This is a genomic window from Endozoicomonas sp. 2B-B (assembly GCF_053470045.1).
In genome coordinates this window covers 1496762-1520978 of record NZ_JBLZMU010000001.1, presented here as the reverse complement: position 1 = coordinate 1520978, position 24217 = coordinate 1496762, and the positions used below count along the sequence as shown (strand labels likewise).

General features: G+C 48.5%; 11 protein-coding genes. All 11 read left to right on the top strand.

Going from position 1 to position 24217, the window contains the following annotated elements:
- The first annotated feature begins 111 nt into the window (after positions 1-111).
- Complete coding sequence (locus ACOMHB_RS06125) at positions 112-2298, top strand: hypothetical protein (RefSeq protein WP_448215910.1); 2187 nt, start codon at positions 112-114, stop codon at positions 2296-2298.
- Positions 2299-2415: 117 nt separating this feature from the next.
- Positions 2416-4275, top strand: coding sequence for a hypothetical protein (locus tag ACOMHB_RS06120; protein ID WP_448215909.1), 1860 nt, complete (start codon positions 2416-2418; stop codon positions 4273-4275).
- A 135-nt stretch (positions 4276-4410) separates the two neighbouring features.
- Complete coding sequence (locus ACOMHB_RS06115) at positions 4411-6918, top strand: hypothetical protein (protein WP_448215908.1); 2508 nt, start codon at positions 4411-4413, stop codon at positions 6916-6918.
- Positions 6919-7051: 133 nt separating this feature from the next.
- Positions 7052-9103: a hypothetical protein gene (locus tag ACOMHB_RS06110; protein ID WP_448215907.1), complete on the top strand. Its 2052-nt coding sequence runs from the start codon at positions 7052-7054 to the stop codon at positions 9101-9103.
- Positions 9104-9260: 157 nt separating this feature from the next.
- Positions 9261-11330 (top strand): hypothetical protein, encoded by a 2070-nt coding sequence (locus ACOMHB_RS06105; RefSeq protein WP_448215906.1) that lies wholly within the window; start codon positions 9261-9263, stop codon positions 11328-11330.
- Between the two features lie 157 nt (positions 11331-11487).
- Positions 11488-13350, top strand: a complete 1863-nt coding sequence (locus ACOMHB_RS06100) for a hypothetical protein (protein ID WP_448215905.1) — start codon at positions 11488-11490, stop codon at positions 13348-13350.
- Positions 13351-13510: 160 nt separating this feature from the next.
- Positions 13511-15718, top strand: coding sequence for a hypothetical protein (locus ACOMHB_RS06095; protein WP_448215904.1), 2208 nt, complete (start codon positions 13511-13513; stop codon positions 15716-15718).
- A 177-nt stretch (positions 15719-15895) separates the two neighbouring features.
- On the top strand, positions 15896-17827 hold the full coding sequence (locus tag ACOMHB_RS06090; protein ID WP_448215903.1) for a hypothetical protein: 1932 nt from the start codon (positions 15896-15898) through the stop codon (positions 17825-17827).
- Between the two features lie 161 nt (positions 17828-17988).
- On the top strand, positions 17989-20142 hold the full coding sequence (locus ACOMHB_RS06085; RefSeq protein ID WP_448215902.1) for a hypothetical protein: 2154 nt from the start codon (positions 17989-17991) through the stop codon (positions 20140-20142).
- Positions 20143-20346: 204 nt separating this feature from the next.
- A complete protein-coding gene (locus ACOMHB_RS06080) occupies positions 20347-22158 on the top strand; it encodes a hypothetical protein (protein WP_448215901.1) in 1812 nt (603 codons plus the stop codon).
- A 247-nt stretch (positions 22159-22405) separates the two neighbouring features.
- The gene (locus ACOMHB_RS06075) at positions 22406-24157 is read left to right on the top strand and encodes a hypothetical protein (protein WP_448215900.1); all 1752 of its coding nucleotides are present in this window, start codon (positions 22406-22408) and stop codon (positions 24155-24157) included.
- The last annotated feature ends 60 nt before the right edge of the window (positions 24158-24217 follow it).

The following is a 24217-nucleotide window of genomic DNA, read 5'->3' as shown; positions in this document are numbered from 1 at the left end:
TGATAACCCCCCTCTTAGAGGGAAAGACAAAACAATAAACTTATTTCTTGATCTATCCTTCCTCTCTGTAAATCAGAAGACAGGGATAGAATTATTAAACACTCACTTTTTTTGGTACTGCTATTGCTGTCGTTGTCTGTCATCTGCCAGGCTAAGCCGTTAACAAGGTGCTTTGTTATCGAACTTGAACAGAATGCAGATTTTTCAAACCAGAACTTTTTTATAAAGCTTGACCGACGAACATTGTCAGACAACCCGTCTGACATTGCCGAGACTAATGGCTGTATAGAACCCGGTTCACCGCCTGATAAAAAACGACACAAACCTGACATTTACGGTATAAAGACGCCCCTGATTGAGTCGATTTCCTGGCAATGGCTATACGCTACGAATCTGCTGGTTGCTTATGAACTGATCCTGAACACCAAAGACACCTTTCAATGCCCAACCCTGTATTCATCGCTACCTCTGGAAGCGGCCATCACTGTCGGCTGGCTTTTAAAAAGCTATTGGAACCTCGACTCACTGCGGTTTAACCCAATTGAACAACAAGAGGCGAATCAAAATCACCCGTTTGCCATTACCACTATGATGGCTGGCTCTAAACAGAATCAACCTCAATATCAGCCATCACAATTATCCGGTCAGCATACCCCAAAGGCCAGTACTCATATTACAGGCTATTTCACCAGCCTTCTGTATTCTGACTCTGGCAGTGGTAATGAAGACCCTCAACAATACCTGCACACTCTGGGTTTAAATTGTTTTATCTATCCCTGTAACGGTGTTTGTCGATTCCGACAATCTTCCGATCCGTCCAATAGCGTAAACGGGGTCGCCTCAGAATCAATGGTTGCAGGCGCAGCCGATACAACTCCCCCCGTCAGAAAGACAACCTGCAATGTGATCCTGATCGGAAACGATGGCCAGTTGCGACAATGTGGGAAGTTTTTAAAGAATAAAAAATCACTTTGGACTCACAAAAACAAATGCCATACCGGGCAAGAAACCTGTGACGTAACATTATCAGGAGAAGATGACCAGCCGCGCCCCTGTGGAATGGTCTGCAGTAATGCCAAAAAATTGGCATCTCACAAAAAGAGATTCCATAGTGGGCAACAAACCTGTAATACGACCGTGGTCAGCAAGGATGGCCAGCCGCGACCATGTGGAAAAATCTGCAAGAGTTCCGTAGCCCTGTCAGAGCACAAAAGCAAATCCCACACCGGGCAAAAAACCTGTAACTTGACCGTGCTCGGGGAGAATGACCAGCTGCAGCCTTGCGGGAGGGTCTTCAAGAATACACAAACACTCTTATCTCACAGAAGGAACATCCATTCCGGGCGAAAAACTTGTGAAATAACCATGGTCGGGGAAGATGGCCAGCCACAGCCTTGCGGGAAAGTCTACAAGAATATTCAAGCCCTGTCGTATCATAAAAGAAGCATACACAGCGGGCAACACATCTGTAATGAAAAGGTTGTCGGGGAGGATGGCCAGCCATGGCCGTGCGGGGAGATCTGCAAGAGTGCTCAAGCCCTGTCGAATCACAAAGCCAGATGCCACACCGGGCAAAAAACCTGTAACGAGGCCGTGGTCGGGGTGAATGGCCAGCTACAGCCTTGCGGGAAGGTCTTCAAGAATGGACGATCACTGTCATGTCACAGAAGGTGCATCCACAGCGGGCAAAAAACCTGTGACTTGACCGTGCCCGGGGAAAATGACCGACCACAACCATGCGGGACGCCCTGCAAGAATGCTCAGGCCCTTCGGGATCACAAAAGAAAAGCTCACACCGGACAACAAACCTGTGACTTGACCGTGCTCGGGGAGAATGACCAGCTGCAGCCTTGCGGGAAGGTCTTCAAAAATACACAATCACTGTCATCTCACAGAAGATGCCACCATTCCGGGCGACAAACTTGTGGAATAACCATGGTCGGGGATGATGGCAAGCCACGGCCTTGCGGGAAAGTCTACAAGAATATTCAAGCCCTGTCGTATCACAAAAGAAGCATGCACAGCGGGCAACTCATCTGTAATAAAAGCGTTGTCGGGGAGGATCGCCAGCCATGGCCGTGCGGGAAGACCTGCAAGAGTGCTCAAGCTCTGTCGGATCACAAAGCCAGATACCACACCGGGCAAAAAACCTGTAATGAGGCCGTGATCGGGGTGGATGGCCAAACGTGGTCGTGCGGGAAAATCTGCAAGAGCGTCAGAGCACTGTCGGATCACAAAAGAATACATCGAAAACGCAAGCCCGTTGCTAATTACCGGAACAATGACCCCACTCATTGAACTGTCCCCTCTTTGATGAGGAAATCAACACACTTATTTTCTTGATCTATCCTTCCTCTCTGTAAATCAGAAGACAGGGATAGAATTATTAAACGTTCACTCTTTTCGGTATTGCTGTTGCTGTTGCTGTTGTTGTCTGTCATCTGCCATGCTAAGCCGTTAACAAGGTGCTTTGTTATCGAGCTTGAGCAGAATGCAGATTTTTCAAACCAGAACTTTTGTATAAAACTTGACCGACGAGCATTGTCAGACAACCCGTCTGACATTGCCGTTACTAGTGGCTGTATAGAACCCGGTTCACCGCCTGATAAAAAACGACAAAAACCTGACATTTACGGTATAAAAACGGTCCTGATTGAGCCGATTTCCTGGCAATGGCTATACGCTATGAATCTGCTGGTTGCTTATGAACTGATCTTGATCACCAAAGACACCTTTCAATGCCCAACCCTTTATTCATTGCTACCTCTGGAAGCGGCCGTCACCGTCGGCTGGCTTTTAACAAGCTATAGGAACCTCGGCTCATCGCTGTTTAACCCAATTGAACAACAAGAGGCGAATCAAAATCACCCGGTTGCGATCACCACTATGATAGCTGGCGCTGAACATAATCAACCTCAATTTCAGCCATCACAATCATCCAGTCAGCATACCCCACAGGCCAGTACTCATATTACAGGCTATTTCACCAGCCTTCTGTATCCTGACTCTGGCGGCGGTAATGAAGACCCTCGACAATACCTGCATACTCTGGGTTTAAATTGTTTTATCTATCCCTGTAACGGTGTTTGTCGATTGCGACAATCTTCCGATCCGTCCAATAGCCTAAACGGGGTCGCCTCAGACGGGGTCGCCTCAGACGGGGTCGCCTCAGACGAGGTCGCCTCAGACGAGGTCGCCTCAGACGAGGTCGCCTCAGACGAGGTCGCCTCAGACGAGGTCGCCTCAGACGAGGTCGCCTCAGACGAGGTCGCCTCAGACTCGATGGCTGCAGGGGCAGTCGATACGACTCCCCTGGTCGGACAAACAACCTGCAACATAATCCTGATCGGAGATGATGGCCAGCTGCGACAATGTGGGAAGTTATTAAAGAATAAAAAAGTACTTTGGTCTCACAGAAGCAAATACCATACTGGGCAAAAAACCTGTGACCTAACATTATTCGGCGAAGATGGCCAGCCGCGCCGCTGCGGGAAGGTCTACAAAAGTGCTCAAGCCTTTTCTGAACATAAAAGCAGAATCCACAGTGGAAAAAAAACCTGTGATGTGACAGAAGTGTCGAAGGATGGCCAGCATCGACCATGCGGTAAGGTCTGCAAAAATTCCACAGCCCTGTCGAATCACAAAAGAATAGCTCACTCGGGACAACAAACCTGTGATGCCAACCTGGTTGGGGAGGATGGCCAGCTATACCCATGCGGGAAGCTCTGCAAGAATGCTAAAACCCTGTCGAATCACAGAAACCAATATCACACCGGGCAAAAAACCTGTGACGTAAAAGTCGTCGGAGACGATGGTCAGCCTCAGCCATGTGGAATGGTCTGTCAGAATGCTAAAGTTCTGTCGGATCACAAAAACAACTTCCACACCAGTCAACAAAGTTGTGATGCGAGCGTGGTTGGGGACGACGGCCAGCAGCGGCTATGCGGGAGGGTATACGGGAGTGTTCGATCTCTGTCGGTTCATAAAAGCAACAGCCACACCGGACAAAAAACCTGTGCCGTAACAGTAATTGGTGAGGATGGCCAGCCAGGGCCGTGCGGATTGGTCTGCAAGAATCTTAAAGCCCTGTCGAATCACAAAGCCAGATATCACAGCAAGGAAAAAACCTGCAAGGAGACCGTGTTCGGGTTAGATAGTCAACCGCGGCCGTGCGGGAAAGCCTGCAAGAATGTCAAAGCCCTGTCGGACCACAAAAGACAACACCGTAAACGCAAGCCTGTTGGAGTGAACCGGGACAATGACCTCAGTCCTTGAACTGATAACCGCCCCCTTAACGGGAAAGACAAACAAACACACTTATTTTCTTGATCTATCCTTCCTCTCTGTAAACCAGAAGACAGAGACAGAATTATTAAACACTCACTCTTTGCGGCACTTCTGTTACTGTCGTTGTCTGTCATCTGCCAGGCTAAACCGTTAACAAGGTGCTTTGTTATCGAGCTTGAACAGAATGCAGATGTTTCAAACCAGAACTTTTTTATAAAGATTGACCGAGGGACATTGTCAGGCAACCCGTCTGACATTACCGATACAAACGGCTTTAAAGAACCCGGTTCACCACCTGATAAAAAACGACACAAACTTTACATTTACGGTATGAAAACGACCCTGATTGAGTCGATTTCGTGGCAATGGCTACAGGCTACGATTATGCTGATTGCTCATGAACTGACCCTGACCACCAAAGACACCTTTCAATGCCCAACCCTTTGTTCATGGCTACCTCTGGAAGCGGTTATCGCTGTTGGCTGGCTTTTAAAAAACTATTGGAACCCCGACTCACCGCTGTTTAACTCAATTGAACAACAAGAGGAGAATCAAAATCACCCGTTTGCCATTGCCACTATGATGCCTGGCTCTGAACAGAACCAACCCCAATATCGGCCATCACAATCATTGGATCAGCATACCCCACAGGCGACTGCTCATATTACAGGCTATTTCACCAGCCTCCTGTATTCTGACTCTGGCAGCGGTAATGAAGACCCTGAACAACACCTGCACACTTTGGGTTTAAATTGTTTTATCTATCCCTGTAACGGTGTTTGTCGATTTCGACAATTTTCCGATCCATCCGATAACGTGAACGGGGTCGCCTCAGAGTCAATGTTCACAGGGGCAGCCTATACAACTCCCCCTGTCGGACAAGTAACCTGCAACGTGATCCTGATCGGAGATGATGGCCAGCTGCGACAATGTGGGAAAGCTTTAAAGAATAAAAAAATACTTAGGTCTCACAAAAGCAAATACCACACTGGGCAAAAAACCTGTGACGTGACATTATCAGGAGAAGATGACCAGCGACGCCCCTGTGGGAAGGTCTACAAAAGTGCTCAGGCTTTGTCTGAACATAAAAGCAAAGTCCACGCCAGAAAAAAAACCTGTGACTTAACAGAAGTAGGGGAGGATGGCCAGCCGCGAACATGCGGGAAGACCTACAACGGTGCACAAGCCCTCTCAATTCACCAAACCAAATACCACACCGGGCAAAAAACCTGTGAAGTAACCGTGGTCGGGAAAGATGGCCAGCCGCAGCCGTGCGGGAAGGTCTGCAGTAATGCAAAAAAATTGGCATCTCACAAAAAAAGAGTCCACAGCGGGGAACAAACCTGCAATACGACCGTGATCAGTGAGGATGGCCAGCCGCGAACATGTGGGAAAATCTGCAAGAGTCCTAAAGCCCTGTCAGAGCACAAAAGCAAGTTCCACAGTGGACAAAGAACCTGTAACGTGACAGAGACAGGAGAAGATGGCCAGTCACGACCCTGCGGAATGGTCTGCCCGAATGCTATGACCCTCTTGAGACACAAAAAAAGAACCCACGGTGGGCAACGAACCTGTGCTGGGACCGTTACCGGGGAAGATGGCGAGCAGCGACCGTGTGGGAAAATCTACAAGAGTGCGCAGAGCCTGTTAAATCACAAAGGCAAATACCACACAGGGCAAAAAACCTGTGCCTTTAAAGTCGTCGGGGAGGATGGCCAGTTATGGCCATGTGGATTGGTCTGCAAGAATGCTCAAACCCTTTGGACTCACAGAAGGTACGTCCACACCAGAGAGCAAACCTGTGATGCCAACGTAGTTGGGGAGGATGGCCAGCTGCACCGATGCGGAAGGGTCTGCAAGAGTGTGCAGAGCCTGTCGAATCACAAAAACGCATACCACACCGGGCAAAAAACCTGTAACGCAAAAGTCATCGGGGAAGACGGCCAGCCACGGCCATGTGGAATGGTTTGTCAGAATGCTAAAGTCCTGTCGAATCACAAAGGCAACTTCCACACCAGTCAACGAATTTGTGAAGCGAGCGTGTTTGGAGAGGACGGCAAGCAGCGGCGATGCGGGAAGGTCTTCAGAAGTGCTCAATCTCTGTCGGTTCATAAAAGCAACAACCACACCGGGCAAAAAACCTGCCACTTAACCGTGCTCGGGGAAGATGGACTGCCACAACCATGCGGGGCTCTCTGTAAGACTGCTCAGGTCCTGTTGAAGCACAAAAAAATGGCTCACACTAGCCAACAAACCTGTGACCTGGCTATGCCGGGGAAGAATGGCCAGCTGCAGTCTTGTGGGAAGGTCTTCAAGAATGCACAATCACTGTCATCTCACAGAATCACCATCCATTCCGGGCGAAAAACCTGTGAAATAACCATGATCAGTGAGGATGGTCAGTCAAGGCTATGCGGGAAAGTCTGCAAGAATATTCAAGCCCTGTCGTATCACAGAAGAAGCGTGCACAGCAAGCAACAAGTCTGTAATGAAACCGCAGTCGCCGAGGACGGCCAGCCGCAGCACTGCGGGGAGGTCTGCAAAGATGTCAAAGCCCTGTCGGACCACAAAAGAAAACACCGTAAACGCAAGCCTGTTAATGTGAACCGGGACAATGACCTCACTCCTTGAACTGATAACCGCCCTCTCAGTGAGAAAAGCAAAAAATACAGTTATTTCTTGATCTATCCTTCCTCTCTGTAAATCAGAAGACAGGGATAGAATCATTAAACACTCACTCTTTGCGGCACTGCTGTTACTGTCGTTGTCTGTCGTCTGCCAGGCTAAACCGTTAACGAGACGCTTTGTTATCGAGTTTGAACAGAATGCAGATTTTTCAAACCAGAACTTTTTTATAAAGCCTGACCGACAAATATTGTCAGACAACCCCTCTGACTTTGACAATACAAACGGCTATACAAAATCCGGTTCACCGCCTCATAACAAACGCCACAAAACTGACATATACGGGATCAAAACAACCCTGATTGAGTCGATTTCCCGGCAATGGCTAGACATTACCAATCTGCTGGTTGCTTATGAGATGATCCTGACCACCAAAGACACCTTTCAATGCCCAACCCTTTATTCATGGCTACCTCTGGAAGCGGTTATCACTGTCGGCTGGCTTTTAAAAAACTATTGGAACCCCTTCTCACCGTTGTTTAATCCAATTGAACACCAGGAGGCGAATCAAAATCACCCGTTTGCAATCACCACTCTGATGCCCGGCTCTGAACAGAACCAACCTCAATATCAGCCAACACAATCATCGGGTCAGCATGCCCCACAGGCCACTACCTGTTTTACAGGCTATTACACTAGCCCTCTGTATCCCGACTCTGGCAGCGGTAATCAAGACCCTGAACAAGACCTGCATACTTTGAATTTAAATTGTTTTGTCCATCCCTGTAACGGTGTCTGTCGATTTCGACAATCTTCCGATCCATCCAATGAGGTAAATGGGGTCGCCTCAGAACCAATGGCTGCAGGGGCAGCCAATACAACTCCCCCGGTCGGACAAGCAACCTGTAACGTGATCCTGATCGCAGATGATGGCCAGCTGCGACAATGTGGAAAGGTCTTCAAGAATAAAAAAGTACTTTGGTCTCACAAAAGCAAATACCATACCGGGCAAAAAACCTGCGATATAACATTAGTCATCAAGAATGGCAAGCCGCGCCTCTGTGGGAAGGTCTGCGAGAACGCTCAAGCCCTGTCGAATCACAAAATATCTTGCCACTCCGGGCAAAAAACCTGTGTCGTGATTGTGTTCGGGGAGGATGGTCAGTCAAGGCCATGCGGAATGGTCTTCATGAATGCCGCAGCCCTGTCGAGTCATAAAAGGAGCGTCCACTGCAGCTTAAAAACCTGCGATGCCAACCTGGTTGGTGAGGATGACCAGCTTTACCCATGTGGGAAGGTCTGCAAGAGTGCACAAGCCCTGTCGTGTCACAAATACAGATACCACAGCGGGCAAAAAACCTGTCGCGTAAGAGTCTTCGGGGAGGATGGTCAGCCAAGGCCATGCGGATTGCTCTGCAAGAATTCCGGAGCCCTGCTCAATCACAAAAACAGCGTTCATGCTGAGCATAAAACCTGTGATGCGGCGGAGATCGGCGAGGATGGTCAGCTAAAGCCTTGCGGGAAGGTCTTCAAGAATCCACAATCACTGTCATCTCACAGAAGGTGTATCCACAGCGGGCAAAAAACCTGTGACTTGACCGTATTTGGGGAGGATGAGCAACCACAACCATGCGGGACGCTCTGCAAGAATGCTCAGGCCCTTCGGGATCACAAAAGGCTCGTTCACACCAGACCACAAACCTGTTATGCCAACGTGGTTGGGGAAGATGGCCAGCTGTACCCATGCGGGAAGCTCTGCAAGAATACTCAAGCCCTGTCGACTCACAGAAACCAATACCACAGCGGGCAAAAAACTTGTAACGTGACAATCGTCGGGGAGGATGGACAGCCGCGGCCATGTGGAGTGGTCTGCAATAACGCCAAAAAATTGTCATCTCATAAAAGCAGAGTCCACAGCGGGCAACAAATCTGTTATACGACCATGGTAGGAGAAGATGGCGAGCTGCGTTCATGCAGGAAGGTCTGCAAAAGCACTCAAGACCTGTACGTGCACAAAAGCACAGTTCACACCGGACAGAAAATCTGTAACCTGACACTAGTCGGGGAGGATCGACAGCCACGGCCATGCGCAGTGGTCTGCCAGAATGCCAGGGCCCTTTCGAATCACAAAAGAATACATCGAAAACGCAAGCCTGTTGATAAGTACCGGAGCAATGACCTCACTCCTTGAACTGCCGCCCTTTCATGAGGAAGCCACAAAAACACATTTATTTTCTTGATCTATCCTTCCTCTCTGTAAATCGGAAGACAGGGATAGAATTATTAAACACTCACTCTTTTTGGTACTGCTGTTACTGTCGCTGTCTGTCATCTGCGAGGCTAAATCGTTGACAAGAGGCTTTGTTATCGAGCTTGAACAGAATGCAGATTTTTCAAACCAGAATTTTTTTATCAATCTTGACCGACGAACATTGTCAGGCAACCCGCCTGACATTACCGACACAAACGGCTATAAAGAACCTGCTTCACCGCCTGATAAAAAACCACACAAAACTGACAATTACGAGATGAAAATCACCTTTCAATACCCAACCCCTTATTCATGGCTATCTCTGGAAGCAGTTCTCACGGTCAGCTGGCTTTTAAAAAACTACTGGAACCCCAACTCACAGTTATTTAATCCCACTAAACAACAAGAGGCGAGTCCTGATCACCCGTTTGCCATCATCATTCTGATGACTGGCTCTGAAGGGAATCAACCTCAAAATCGGCCATCACAATCATCGGGTCAGCATACCCCACAGGCCACTAACTATGTTACAGGCTACTCCACCAGCCTTCTGTATTCCGACTCTGGCAGCGGTAATGAAGACCCTGAACAAGACCTGCATACTTTGGGTTTAAATTGTTTTATCTATCCCTGTAACGGTGTTTGTCGATTCCGACAATCTTCCTATCCACCCAATAGTGTGAATGGGGTCGCCTTAGACGGGGTCGCCATAGACTCAATCGTAGCAGGAGCAGCCAATACAGTTCCACCTGTCGAACAAGCAACCTGCAACGTGATCCTGGTCGGAGATGATTGCCAGCTACGACAATGCGGGAAGGTCTTCAGTAGTGCTCAATCTCTGTCGGTTCATAAAAGCAACACCCACAGCGGGCAAAAAGCCTGTGACTTAAGCGTGCTCAGGGAGAATAGACAGGCACAAGCATGCGAGGCTCTCTGTGAGACTACCCAGGCTCTGTTGAATCACAAAAGAATAGCTCACACGAGACAACAAACCTGTAACTTGGTTATGCTCGGGGAGAATGGCCAGCTGCAGCCTTGCGGGAAGGTCTTCAAGAATGCACATTCACTGTCATCTCACAGAAGCGCCGTCCATTCCGGGCGACAAACCTGTGAAAAAACCATAATCGGAGAGGATGACCAGCCAAGGCCATGCGGGAAAGTCTGCAAGAATATTCCAACCCTGACGTATCATAAAAGGAGCGTGCACGGCGAGCAACAAGCCTGTAATGAAACCGTGGTGGGCGAGGACGGCCAGCTGCGGCGCTGCGGGAAGGTCTTTCAAAATGCACCATCACTGTCATTTCACAGAAGCGCCATCCATTCCGGACGACAAACCTGTGAAATAACCATGATCGCAGAGGATGGCCAGCCAAGGCCATGCGGGAAAGTCTGCAAGAATATTCCAGCCCTGACATATCACAGAAGAAGCACGCATGGCAAGCAACAAGCCTGTAATAAAACCGTGGTCGGCGAGGACGGCCAGCTGCGACCCTGCGGGAAAATCTGCGAGAATGCCACAGCCCTGTCAAGTCACAAAAGGTACGTCCACACCAGACAAGGAATCTGTGATGCCAACGTGCTTGGGGAGGATGGCCAGCTGCACCCATGCGGGAAGGTCTGCAAGAATGCTCAAGCCCTGTCGAATCACAAAAACCAATATCACAGCGGGCAAAAAACCTGTGACATAAGAGTCGTCAGGGAGGATGGTCGGCCACATCCATGCAGGACAGTTTGCAAAAATATTCGAGCCCTGATGTATCACAAATACAAATACCACACAGGGCGAAAAACCTGTGACGTAAAAGTAGTTGGGGAGGACGGCCTGCTGCATCTATGCGGGAAGGTTTGCAAGAATACTCATTCCCTGTCGAATCACAAAAACCAATATCACACAGGGCAAAAAACCTGTGACGTGAGAGTCGTCGGGGAGGATGGCCAGTCACGGCCATGCGGGACAGTCTGCAAGAATATTCCAACCCTGACGTATCACAAAAGCAAATACCACAGCGGGCAAAAAACCTGCGAGGAAACCGTGGTCGGGGTGGATGGCCAACCACAGTCGTGTGGGAGGATCTGCAAGGGTGTTAGAGCCCTGTCGAATCACAAAAGAATACATCGAAAACGCAAGCCTGTTGATTGGGACCGGAACGGTGACCTCACTCCTTGAACTGCCCCCCTTTCATGAGGAAGCCACAAAAGCACACTTATTTTCTTGATCTATCCTTCCTCTCTGTAAATCAGAAGACAGGGATCGAATTATTAAACACTCACTCTTTGCGGCACTTCTGTTACTATCGTTGTCTGTCATCTGCCAAGCTAAACCCTTGACAAGATGCTTTGTTATCGAGCTTGAACAGAATGCAGATTTTTCAAACCAGAACTTTTTTATAAAGCTTGACCAAGGAACATTGTCAGGCAACCCGTCTGACATTTCCGGTACAAACGGCTATACGGAACCCGATTTACCTCCGGATAAAATACGACATATACCTGACAATTACGGGATGAAAACCACCTTTCAATACCCAACCCCTTATTCATGGCTACCTCTGGAAGCAGTTCTCACTGTCAGCTGGCTTTTAAAAAACTATCGCAACACCTACTCACAGTTATTTAATCCCGGTAAACAACAAGAGGCGAATCCTGATCACCCGTTTGCCATCACCTCTCTGAGGCCCGGCTCTGAACAGGACCAAACGCAATATCAGCCAACACAATCATCGGGTCAGCTTCCCCCGCAGGCTACTACTCATATTACAGGCTATTTCACCAGCCTCCTGTATTCTGACTCTGGCAGCGGTAATGAAGACCCTGAACAACAACTGCATACTTTGAATTTAAATTGTTTTATCCATCCCTGTAACGGTGTCTGTCGATTTCGACAATCTTCAGATTCATCCAATAGCGGAACGCCTGTTTGTGAAAAAAGTTCAACAGACAACACTGGATCACCCCCCGTATCAGACTCATACCCTCATTGGGCCGATACAACGGCCCCTACCGGAGAGGCAACCTGCAGCGTGATCCAGATCGGAGATGATGGTCAGGTGCGGCAATGCAGTAAGGTATTTCAGAATAAACACAAGCTGTCGCTTCACAAAGGCAAATACCATACCGGGCAAAAAACCTGTGTCGAAACATTATTCGGAAAAGATGACCAGCTGCGACCCTGTGGTAAGGTCTTCAAAAGCGGTCAAGCCTTGTCTGGACATAAAAGCAAAGTCCACAGTGGAAAAAAAACCTGTGATGTAACAAAAATCGGTGAGGATTGCCAGCCTGGGCCATGCGGATTGGTCTTCAAAAATTCCAGAGCCCTGTCAAGTCACAAAAGGTGCGCTCACACCAGGCAAAAAACCTGTGATGCCAACCTGATTGGGGAGTATGGCCTGCTGCATCCATGCGGGAAGGTCTGCAAGAATGCTCAAGCCCTGTCGAGTCACAAATACAAATACCACAGCGGGCAAAAAATCTGTAACCTGAGAGTCATCGGGGAGTATGGCCAGCCACGGCCATGCGGGATGATTTGCCAGAATGCCAGAGTCCTGTCGACTCACAAAAGCAACTTCCACAAGGGGCAACGTAGCTGTGATGTGAACGTGCCTGGGCAGGACGGCCAGCTGCGACCATGTGGGAAGGTCTTCAGGAATGTTCAATCTCTGTCGGCCCATAAAAGCAGCATCCACAGCGGGCAAAAAACCTGTCACTTGACCGTACCCGGGGAGGACGAGAAACCACAACCATGCGGGACGATCTGCAAGAATGCCCAGGCCCTGTCGGATCACAAAAGAAGAGCTCACACCGGACAACAAAGCTGTGACTTGCCCATGCTCTGTGAGGATGGCCAGCCGAGGCCGTGCGGGAAGACCTACAAGAGTGCAAAAAGCCTCCTGGATCACAAACACAAGTATCACAGCGGGCAAAAAATCTGTATGGAAATCGTGATCGGGGTGGATGGACAGCCATGCCAGTGCGGGAAGGCCTGCAAGAATGCTAGAGCCCTGTCTGATCACAAAGCCCAATGCCACTCCGGGAAAAAAACCTGTAAGGAGGCCTTGGTCGGGATGGATGGCCAACTGCGGTCGTGCGGGAAGATCTGCAAGAGTCTCAAAGCCTTGACGGATCACAAAAGAATGCATCGAAAACGCAAACCTGCTAATGCGAATCAGGACAATGACCCCACTCCTTGAGCTGATAACCACCTCTGGTGTCAGAAACAAAAAAACACACTTATTTTCTTGATCTATCCTTCCTCTCTGTAAACCAGAAAGCAAGGATAGATTTATTAAACACTCACTTTTTGTGGCACTCTTTTTGCTTTCGTTGTCTGTCGTCTGCCTGGCTAAACCCTTGACAAGATGCTTTCTTATCGAGCTTGAACAGAATGCAGATTTTTCAAACCAGAATTTTTTTATACAGCTTGACCGACGAACATTGTCAGGCACCCCGTCTGACATTGCCGATACAAACGGCCATACGGAACCTGATTCACCGCCTGATAAAAAACGACACAAACCATCCAATTACGGGATGAAAACCACCCTTATTGAGTCGATTTTCTGGCACTGCCTATACGCTACGAATCTGCTGGTTGCTTATGAACTGATCCTGACCACCAAAAACATCTTTCTATGCCCAACCCTTTATTCATGGTTACCTCTGGAAACGGTTATCACTGTCGGCTGGTTTTTAAAAAATCACCCGTTTTCCATTACCACTATAATGAACGGTTCTGAACAGAACCAACCTCAATATCAGCCATCACAATCATCGGGTCAGCATACCCCACAGGCCGCTACTCATATTACAAGCTATTACACCAGCCCTCTGTATTCTGACTCTGGCAGCGGTAATGAAGACCCTCAAGAACACCTGCATACTTTGGGTTTAAATTGTTTTATCTATCCCTGTAAAGGTGTTTGTCGATTTCGACAATCTTCCGACCCTTCCAATAGGGTAGATGGGGTCGCCTCAGACGGAGTCGCCTTAGACTCAATGGTTGCATGGGCAGCCGATACAACTCCCCCGGTCGGACAAGCAACCTGTAACGTGATCCTGATCGCAGATGATGGCCAGCTGCGACAATGTGGGAAGATCTTCAGGAATGCTGAATCTCTCTCGGTTCATAAAAGCAGCACCCACAATGAGAGAAAAACCTGTGAAATGGTCGTACTCTGGGAGGATGAACAGCCACAACCATGGGGGATTCACTGCAAGAGTGCTCAGGCCCCGTGGGATCACAAAAGAATAGCTCACACGAGACAAAAAACCTGTGACTTGACTGTGCTCGGGGGGAATAGCCAGCTGCAGCCTTGCGGGAAGGTCTTCAAGAATGCACGATCACTGTCATCTCACAGAAGCGGCACCCATACCGGGCAACAAGCCTGTGATATCAACGTGTTTGGGGAGGATGGCCAGCTGCATCCATGCCGGAAGGTCTGCAAGAATACTCATTCCCTGTCGAATCACAAAAGCCAATATCATACCGGGCAAAAAGCCTGTGACGTAAGAGTCGTCGGGGAGGATGGCCAGTCACGGCCATGCGGGACAGTCTGCAAGAATATTCCAGCCCTGTCGTATCACAAAGGCAAATACCACACCAGACAACAAAGCTGTGACTTGACCATACTCTGTGAGGATGGCCAGCCGCGGCCGTGCGGGATGACCTTCAAGAGTGCAAAAGCCCTATGGGATCACAAAAGCAGATATCACAGCGGGCAACAAAACTGTCCCGTGACAGAAGTCGGGGAGAATGGACAGCCACGAACCTGCGGAATGATATGCAAGAATGCTAAAGCCCTATGGGATCACAAAAGCAGAGTACACTCCGGGCAAAAAAACTGTGAAGAAAATGTGGTCGGAAAGGATGGTAAGCCGCAACCATGCGGGAAGCTCTTCAAGCATGCTATGGCCCTCTCGAATCATAAAAGAAGGGCCCACACCGAACAAAAAGCCTGTGAATTTACAGTGATTGGAGAGAATGGCCAGTCGCGGCCATGCGGAGTAGTCTGCAATAATGCCAAAGCTCTGTCGAATCACAAAGGCAATTACCATACCGGTAAAAAAACCTGTGGCATGACTGTGCTCGGAGAGGGTGGTCAGCTGCGAAGATGCGGGAAGGTCTTCAAAAATGTATCATCACTGTCGTCTCACAAAAGCAGCGTCCACACCGAGCAGCAAACTTGCGAAGCTACTCTGATTGGGAAGAATGGCCAGCCTCTGCCATGCGGGACAGTCTGCAAGAATGCCAAAGCCCTGTCGAATCACAAAAGCAATCATCACACCGGGCAACAAACCTGTGAATTCATCACAGTCGGGGAGGATAACCAGCAGCGGCCGTGCGGTAGGATCTTCCGCAGTATTGCATCTCTGTCGGCTCACAAAAGCAAATATCACACCAGACAAGAAACCTGTGACTTAAACGTGCTCGACAAAAATGGTCTGTTGCGATCATGCGAGAAGGGCTGCAAGAATACTCAAGCCCTGTCGAAGCACAAAAGAACACATCGAAAACGCAAGTCTCTTGATGCGGACCGGAACGATTACCTGACACTTTGAACTGAAACCGGCCCTTTCATTGGGAAAACACAAAAACATACTTACTTGCTTGCTTGCTTGCTTGCTTGATCTATCCTTGCTCTCTGTAGACTTGAATACAAGAATAGAATCATTAAATACTCACTCTTTGCAGCACTGCTGATACTGTCGCTGTCTGTCACCTGCCAGGTTAAACCTTTGACAAGACGTTGTATTGTCGGGCTTGAACAGAATGCAAATTTTCCAAACCAGAACTTTTTTATAAAGCTTGAACGAAGGGTATTGCCAGGCAAAACAACGGACATTGTCGACACAAACGGCTATGCAGAACCCTATTCACAGCTTGATGACAAACGACACAGACCTGACAGCTACAGGTTGAAAACGTTCTTCATTCAGTCAATTTCGTGGCAGTGGTTTTATGCTACGAATCTGCTGGTTGCTTATGGACTGTTTCTGACCACCAATGACATCCCTTTAAGCTCAAGCCCTTATTCATGGATACCTGAAGAAACAGTTATCGCTGTGGGTTGGCTTTTAAAAAGCGATTGGAATCCCTATTCATCCCTGTATAACCCGATTGAACCACAAGAAGCGAGTCAGCCCCCCCCGTTTGCAATTTCCGCTATGATGGCTGGCTCTGAACATGCTCCGCAACAAGGCCAACCATCAGAATCACCCGGCCAACAGCCCCCCGCTCATATTAAAGGCTATTTCTACAGCCTCCTTTATTCTGACTCTAACGACGGTAACGAAGACCCTGAACAACACTCGCATACTTTAGGTTTAAACTGTTATATCTATCCCTGTCATGGCATTTGTCAATTCCGACAATCTTCCAATCCATACAATAGCGGTGCGTTGGCTTTTGAAGAAAGTTCGACAGACCACACAGAGACAAACCCAGAACCAGACTCATGTCCCTATTCGGCAAATACACACTACTATCTTTATAAATTTGAAGACGGGGTCGCCCTGGACGTGGTCGCCTCAGACGGGGTCGCCTCAGACGGGGTTTTCCTTAACCTAATGGGAGCAGGATCAGCTGATCCAACTCACCTTGCAGGGCAAACAAAGTGCAATGAAATAGTATCAGGGGAGGATGGCCAGCAGCGACAATGCGGGAAAGTCTGCAAAAATGCCAGAGCTCTGTCATCTCACAGAAGCAAGTACCATAGCGGAAAAAAAACCTGTGACTATACGGTAACCGGCGAGGATGGCCGACCTCAGCCATGCGGATTGCTCTGCCAGAATAACAGAGCCCTGTACAATCACAAAAACACCGATCATATCGGACAAAAAACCTGTGGTGTGACTGTGGTCGGGGAGGATGGCCAGCAGCGACCATGCGGGAAAGTCAGCAAGAATGCTCAAGCCCTGTCATCTCACAAAAGCGCATACCATACCGGGCAAAAAATCTGTAATTTGACCGTGCTCTGGAAAGATGGCCAGCTGCGACTATGCGGTCAGGTTTTCAAGACTTCACGATCACTGTCGTTTCACAAAAACAGCGCTCACAGCGAGAAAAAAATCTGCGAATTTACAGTGATTGGAGATAATGGCCAGCCGCGACCATGCGGAACTGTGTGCAAGAATGCTGAAGCCCTGTGGAGTCACAAAAACAGTTACCACAGCGGGAAAAAAACCTGTGGCATGACTGTCCTCGGGGAGGATGGCCAGCAGCGGGCATGCGGGAGGGTCTTCAAAAATTTAGCATTACTGTCGTCTCACAAAAGCGGCACCCACACCGGGCAAAAAACCTGTGAACTGAACCTGATTGATCAGGATGGCCAGCCGCAACCATGTGGAAAAGTCTGCAATAGTGCCAAAGCCCTCTCATCTCACAAAAGCAACTGCCACTCACGGCAAAAAGCCTGTGAACTGACTCTGGTTGATAAGGATGGTCAGCAGCGGGCATGCGGAAAGGTCTTCAAAAATTTAGCATCACTGTCGTCTCACAAAAGCAATTACCACTCAGGTCAAAAAACCTGTGAACTGCCCCTGATTGATAAGGATGGCCAGCCGCAACCATGCGGAAAGGTCTGCAAAAATGCTCAAGCCTTCTCGGATCACAAAAAAACACATCGGAAACGCAAATCTGTTAATACGAATCTGAACGGTCTCCCTTGATCTGACTCCCGCCCTTTCATACGAAAGACACAAAAACACTCTTATTTTCTTGATCTATCCTTCCTCTCTGTAAGCCAGAAGACAGGGATAGAATTATTAAACACTCACTCTTTGCTGTACTGCTGTTACTGTCGTTGTCTGTCACCTGTCAGGCTAACCCCTTGACAAAATGCTTTGTTATCGAGCCTGAACAAAGTGCAGATTCTTCAAACCAGTATTTTTTTATAAAGCTTGACCGAAGAACTTTGTCAGACAGCCCGTCTGATATTGCCAACACAAACGGTTATACAGAACCCGATTCACCGCCTGATGAAAAACGACACAAACTTTACAATAACGAGATGAAAACGACCCTGATTGAGTCGATTTCCTGGCTACCTCTGGAAGCAGTTATCACTGTCGGCTGGCTTTTAAAAAATTATTGGAACCCGGGCTCACAGTTGTTTTATCCCATCAAACAACAAGAGGCGAGTCCTAATCACCCGTTTGCCATCACCACTCTGATGCCTGGCTCTGAACAGGACCAACCACAATTTCAGCCATCACAATCATCGGGTCAGCATACCCCACATGCGGCTAGTTATATTACAGGCTATTACACCAGCCTTCTGTATTCAGACTCTGGCAGCGGTAATGAAGACCCTGGACAATACCTGCATACTTTTGATTTAAATTGTTTTATCTATCCATGCAACGGTGTTTGTCGATTTCGACAATCTTACGACCCATCCAATAGCGGAGCGCTGGTTTGTGAAAAAAGTTCGACAGACAACACTGGATCACCCCCTGTATCAGACTCATACCCCCATTTCGCTGATACACACTGCTTTGGTTGTACGTCTGTAGACGGTGTCGCGTCAAACTCTATGGTTGCAGGGGCAGCCGACTCAAGGCTCCCTGCCGGACAGGCAACTTGTAGCGTGATCCAGGTCGGAGATGATGGTCAGGTGCGGCAATGCAAGAAAGTATTCAATAATAAAAAATATCTGTTGTTTCACAGAAGCAGATACCATACCGGGCAAAAAGCCTGTGTCCTGACATCAGTCGGAGAGGATGGCCGGCCAAGACCCTGTGGGAAGGTCTGCAAAAATACTCAAGCCCTGTCGAGTCACAAACACAGATACCATAGCGGGCAAAAAACCTGCAACTTGATCGTAATCGGGGAAGATGGCCAGAAACGGCAGTGCGGGAAGGTCTTCAAGAATGCTGTCGATCTGTCAATTCATAAAATCAGCACTCACTACGGGCAAAAAACCTGTTATGAGCCCGTTGTCAGGGAGAATGGCCAGACACAGCCATGCGGAAGGGTCTGCCAGAATCCTAAAGCCTTGTCTAATCACAAAAGAAATTTCCACAGCAAGCAACAAACCTGTGATGCGATCGTTGTCGGGGAGGATGGCCAGCTGCGGCCATGCGGAACGTTATGTCAGAGTGCTAAAGCTTTGTCGAATCACAAAAACAATTACCACACCGGGCAAAAAACCTGTGAAATAACCGTGGTCGCCAAGGATGGCCAGCTGCGGCCGTGCGGGAAGGTTTTAGGGAGTGCTCAATCTCTGTCTGCTCATAAAAGCAGTATCCACACCAGGCAACAAACCTGTGACCTATCAGTAATCGGTGCGGATAGCCAACCACGGCCATGCGGAACGGTCTGCCGGAATGCTAAAGCCTTGTTGAATCACAAAAGTAATTTCCACACCGGTCAACAAACCTGTGATATGACCGTTATCGAGGAGGATGGCCAGCTGCGGCCGTGCGGAACGATCTGCAAGAATGCTAAAGCCTTGTCGAATCACAAAAACAATCACCACACCGGGCAACAAACCTGTGAAGTAACCGTGATCATGGAGGATGGCCAGCAGCGGCCATGCGGGAAGGTTTTAAGGAGTGCTCAATCTCTATCGTGTCATAAAAGCAGCATCCACAGAGGGCGACTAACCTGCGACCTATCAATAATTGGTGCGGATAGCCAACCACAGCCATGCGAAAAGGTCTGCCAGAATGCTAAAGCCTTGTCGAATCACAAAAGAAGAGACCACAGTGAGCCACAAACCTGCACTATGACAGTGGTTGGAAAGAATGGCCTGCAGCAGCCGTGCGGAAAGGCCTTCAGAAACGATCAATATCTGTCGGCTCATAAAAGCAGCGTCCACACTAGGCAACAAACCTGTGGCATGACCCTGGTCGGGGACGACGGTCTGCTGTGGCAATGCAGGAAGGTCTGCGAGAATGCTCATGCCCTCTCGGAGCACAAAAGAAGACATCAAAAACGCAAGCCTGTTTATGTGAACCAACTCAATAACCTCACTCCTTGAGCTGATACCCGCACTTTAAGGGAGTGTCGCAAAACTCCAAAAACCCGCACCTTCGCTCTGCGTGGGAATACATAACTCTCCAGAAAAATTTTCTTGATCTATCATTTCCTCTTTAAACCAGAAGGCAGAGATATAATTATTAAACACTCACTCTTTCCAGCACTGCTGTTACTGTCTTTGTCTGTCGCCTGTCAGGCTGAACCCTTGACAATATGCTTTGTTATCGAGCCTGAACAGAATGCAGACTGTTCAAACCATAATTTTTTTATAAAGCTCGACCAACAAACCTTGTCAGATAAACCGCCTGACATTGCCGACACAAACGGCTACACGGAACCCTATTCATCACCTGACAAGATACGACGTAAGACTTACAACTGCGGGGTAAAAAAGCCCCTCATTAAGTCGATTTCCTGGCATTGGCTATACGCTACGAATCTGCTGGTTACTTATAATTTGATCCTGACCACCAAAGACACCTCTCAATCCCCAACCCCTTGTTCATTGCTGCCTCTGGAAGTGATTATCACTCTTGGCTGGCTTTTAAAAAACTACTGGAACCCCGACTCACTGCTGTTCAACCCAATTGAACAACAAGAGGCGAGTCAACATCACCCGTTTGCCATCACCACTATGATGGCTGGCTCTGAACAGGACCGACCACAATATCAGTCATCACAATCATCAGCGCAGCATCCCCAGCAAGTCAATACTCACTTTAAAGGCTATTACACCAGCCACCTGTATTCTGACTCTGGCGGCAGTGATGAAGACCCTGAACAGTACCTGCATACTTTGGGTTTAAATTGTTTTATCTATCCCTGTAACGGTGTTTGTCGATTTCGACAATCTTCCGATCCGTCTAATAGCGTAAACGGGGTTGCCTCAGACGGGGTCATCACCAACTCAATAGCAGAAGTGGCAGCCGATAACACCAGCCCCGCCGGGCAAATTACTTGCAACGTGGTAGTGTTAGGGAAGGATGGCCTGCTGCAACAATGCGGAATGGCCTACAAGAATGCAAAAGTCCTGTCGGTTCATAAAAGCACATATCACACTGGACAAAAAACCTGTGACGCAACGGTAGTCGGGGAGGACTACCAGGAGCGGCTATGCGGGAGGGTCTACAAAAACACTAGAAGCCTTACGTATCATAAATACAAATACCACTCCAGGCAAAAGCCTTGTGACTTAGTCGTGGTTGATGAGGATGGCCAGCGGCGACCATGTGGGACGATCTGCATAGGTTATTTTGCCCTGAAACAGCACAAATCACGAAAGCACGCTGCTCAAGAAGCCTGTAACGTAACCGTGATCGGCGAAGATGGCCAACCGCAGTCATGCGGGAAGGTTTACAAGAATGCCCTATCCCTGTCATGTCACAAAAGCAACTTCCACTCAGGGCGACAATCCTGTAACGTGAACGTGGTCGGGGAAAATGGCAAACTACGTCCATGCGGAAAGGTTTGCAGGAATGCTCAAGCCTTGTCGTATCACAAGAGATCCTTCCACACCGTGCAACAAACCTGTCATGTAACCGTGGTCGGGAAAGGCGGCCACGCGCGAGAGTGCGGGAAAGTCTTAAAGAATGCTCAGTCTCTTTCAGTTCATAAATATACATACCACACCGGGCAACAAACCTGTGATGTGACCGTGGTTGGTGGGGATGGCCAACAGCGGCCATGCAGGAAGGTCTACAAAAATGCTCAAGCCCTTTCGCATCACAAAAGCAGTGTCCACACTGGGCAACAAACCTGTGACGTGGTAATAGTCGGCAAGAATGGTCAGCAGCGGCCATGCGGGACGGTCTGTATGAATGCTCTAGCCCTGAGGTATCACAAAAAAAAAGTCCACTCAGGACAACAAATCTGTGATATGACAGTGGTCGCAGAGGATAGTCAGCAGAGACCATGCAGGAGGGTCTGCAAGAGTAATCAAGACCTGTCGAATCACAAGAGAAGACATCGAAAACGAAAGTCTGTTGATTCGGACCAGGGCGATGACCTCACTCCCTGAACTGACACCCGGCCTTTATGAGTAAGACACAAAAACACACTTATTTTCTTGATCTATCCTTTCTCTCTGTAATCCAGAAGGCAAGGATAGAATTATTAAACACTCACTCTTTGCGGCACTTCTTCTGACGCTTTTATTACCTGTCGTTTATCAGGCCGAAGCATGTACAAGTCATTTTATTGTCGAGCCTGAACAAAATACAGGCTCTTCAAACGGGAATTTTTCTATAAATGGTGACCGCTACACATTGCCAAAAAAATCCTCAGAGATTGCCGACACAAATGGCCACGCAGAACACGAATTGCCAACGGATAAAAAACGACAGAGTTTTTATATTTACGGAGAAAAAATGCCTCTCACTGAGTTGATTTCGTGGGAATGCCTTTACACTGCGAATCTGCTGATTGCTAACGAACTGGCTCTAGCCACCAGAGACGCCCCTCTTCGCTCAAACCGCTATTCATGGATACCTTTGGAAGCGGTTACCACTGCCGGTTGGCTTCTAAAAAATTATTGGAATCGCTATTTACCTCTGTTTAACCCGATTGAACAACAAGAGGCGAGTCAAAATCGCCCGTTTGTAATCAACACTATGATGCCTGGTTCTGAGCAGGATCAACCTCAATATCAGCCATCAGAACCATCTGGCCAGCGTGCCCTGCAAGCCACCACTCACATTAGAGGCTATCACACCAGCCTCCTGTATTCAGATTCTGACGAAGGTAACGAAGACCCTGAAGGACAACTGCATACTTTGGGTTTAAATTGTTATATCTCTCCCTGTAATGGTGTTTGTCGATTCCGACAATGTTTAGATCCATCCAGTAGCGCAGGGTTGGTTTGTGAAGAAAGTTCAACAGGCTACGCAGAAGTAACATCCGGACAAAGCTCATGCCCCCAACTGGCCAGTAATGCCACCAGCCCTGCCCAGCAGGCAACTTGTAATGTGATAATGTTCGGGGAGGATGGCCAGCTCCGACAATGCGGGAAGGTTTACAAGAATAAAAAAATTCTTTTGTCTCACATAAGCGGATACCACACCGGGCAAAAAGCCTGTGACGCAATAGTGACTGGGGAGGATAACGAGCCGCAGCTATGCGGAGCGTCCTACCAGAATGCCAAAACTCTGTGGTATCACAAAAGCGTTGTCCACAGTGGGCAACAGACCTGTGTCGTAAACATAATCGGGGAAGATGGCCAACAGCGACCATGTGGAAAAATCTGTGAGAGTATTCGATCTCTGACGGTTCATAGAAGCAGATACCACACCGGGCAAAAAACCTGTTACGTAAACGTTATCTGTGAGAATGGCCAAGAGCGGCCATGCGCAAAGGTATGCATCAATAATGCTGCCCTGATGCACCACAAATCAAAAGATCACTGCACACAACAAACCTGCGGCATAACCGTGATCGGGGATGATGGCCAGCCGCAGCCGTGCGGAAAAGTATGCAAGAGTTATCGATCACTGTCATCTCACAAAAACTACTTCCACACCGGGCAAAAAAACTGTGACGTGATAGTGGTTGCTGAGAATGGCCAGCAGCGAGCATGCGGAAAAGTCTGCAAGAATTCTCATGCCCTCTCGGAGCACAAAAGCAGCAACCACTGCGAGCGGAAAACCTGTAACGTGACCGTGGCTGGAGAGGATGGTCAGCAGTGGGCATGCGAGAAGGTCTGCAACAACACCAGAGCCCTCCGGGAACACAAAAGAATATTCCACACCGGGCGACAAATCTGCGACATGCCAGTAATGGGAAAGGATGGTCGGTCGCGGCCGTGTGGGAAGGTCTTCAAAAATGCCAAAGCCATAATGGATCACAAAGGAAGAATCCACACCGGGAAAAAAAACTGTGACTTAATAGTACTCGGAGAGGATGGTCAGCTGCAGCAATGCGGTAAGATCTGCAAGAATGCTCATGCTCTCTCGGAGCACAAAAGAAGACATCGAAAACGCAAGCCTCTTGATGTGGGCCAGCAAGATGACCTCAGTCCTTGAACTGACACCCGCTCTTTTATGAGTAAGGCACAAAAACACACTTACTTCCCTGGTCTATCC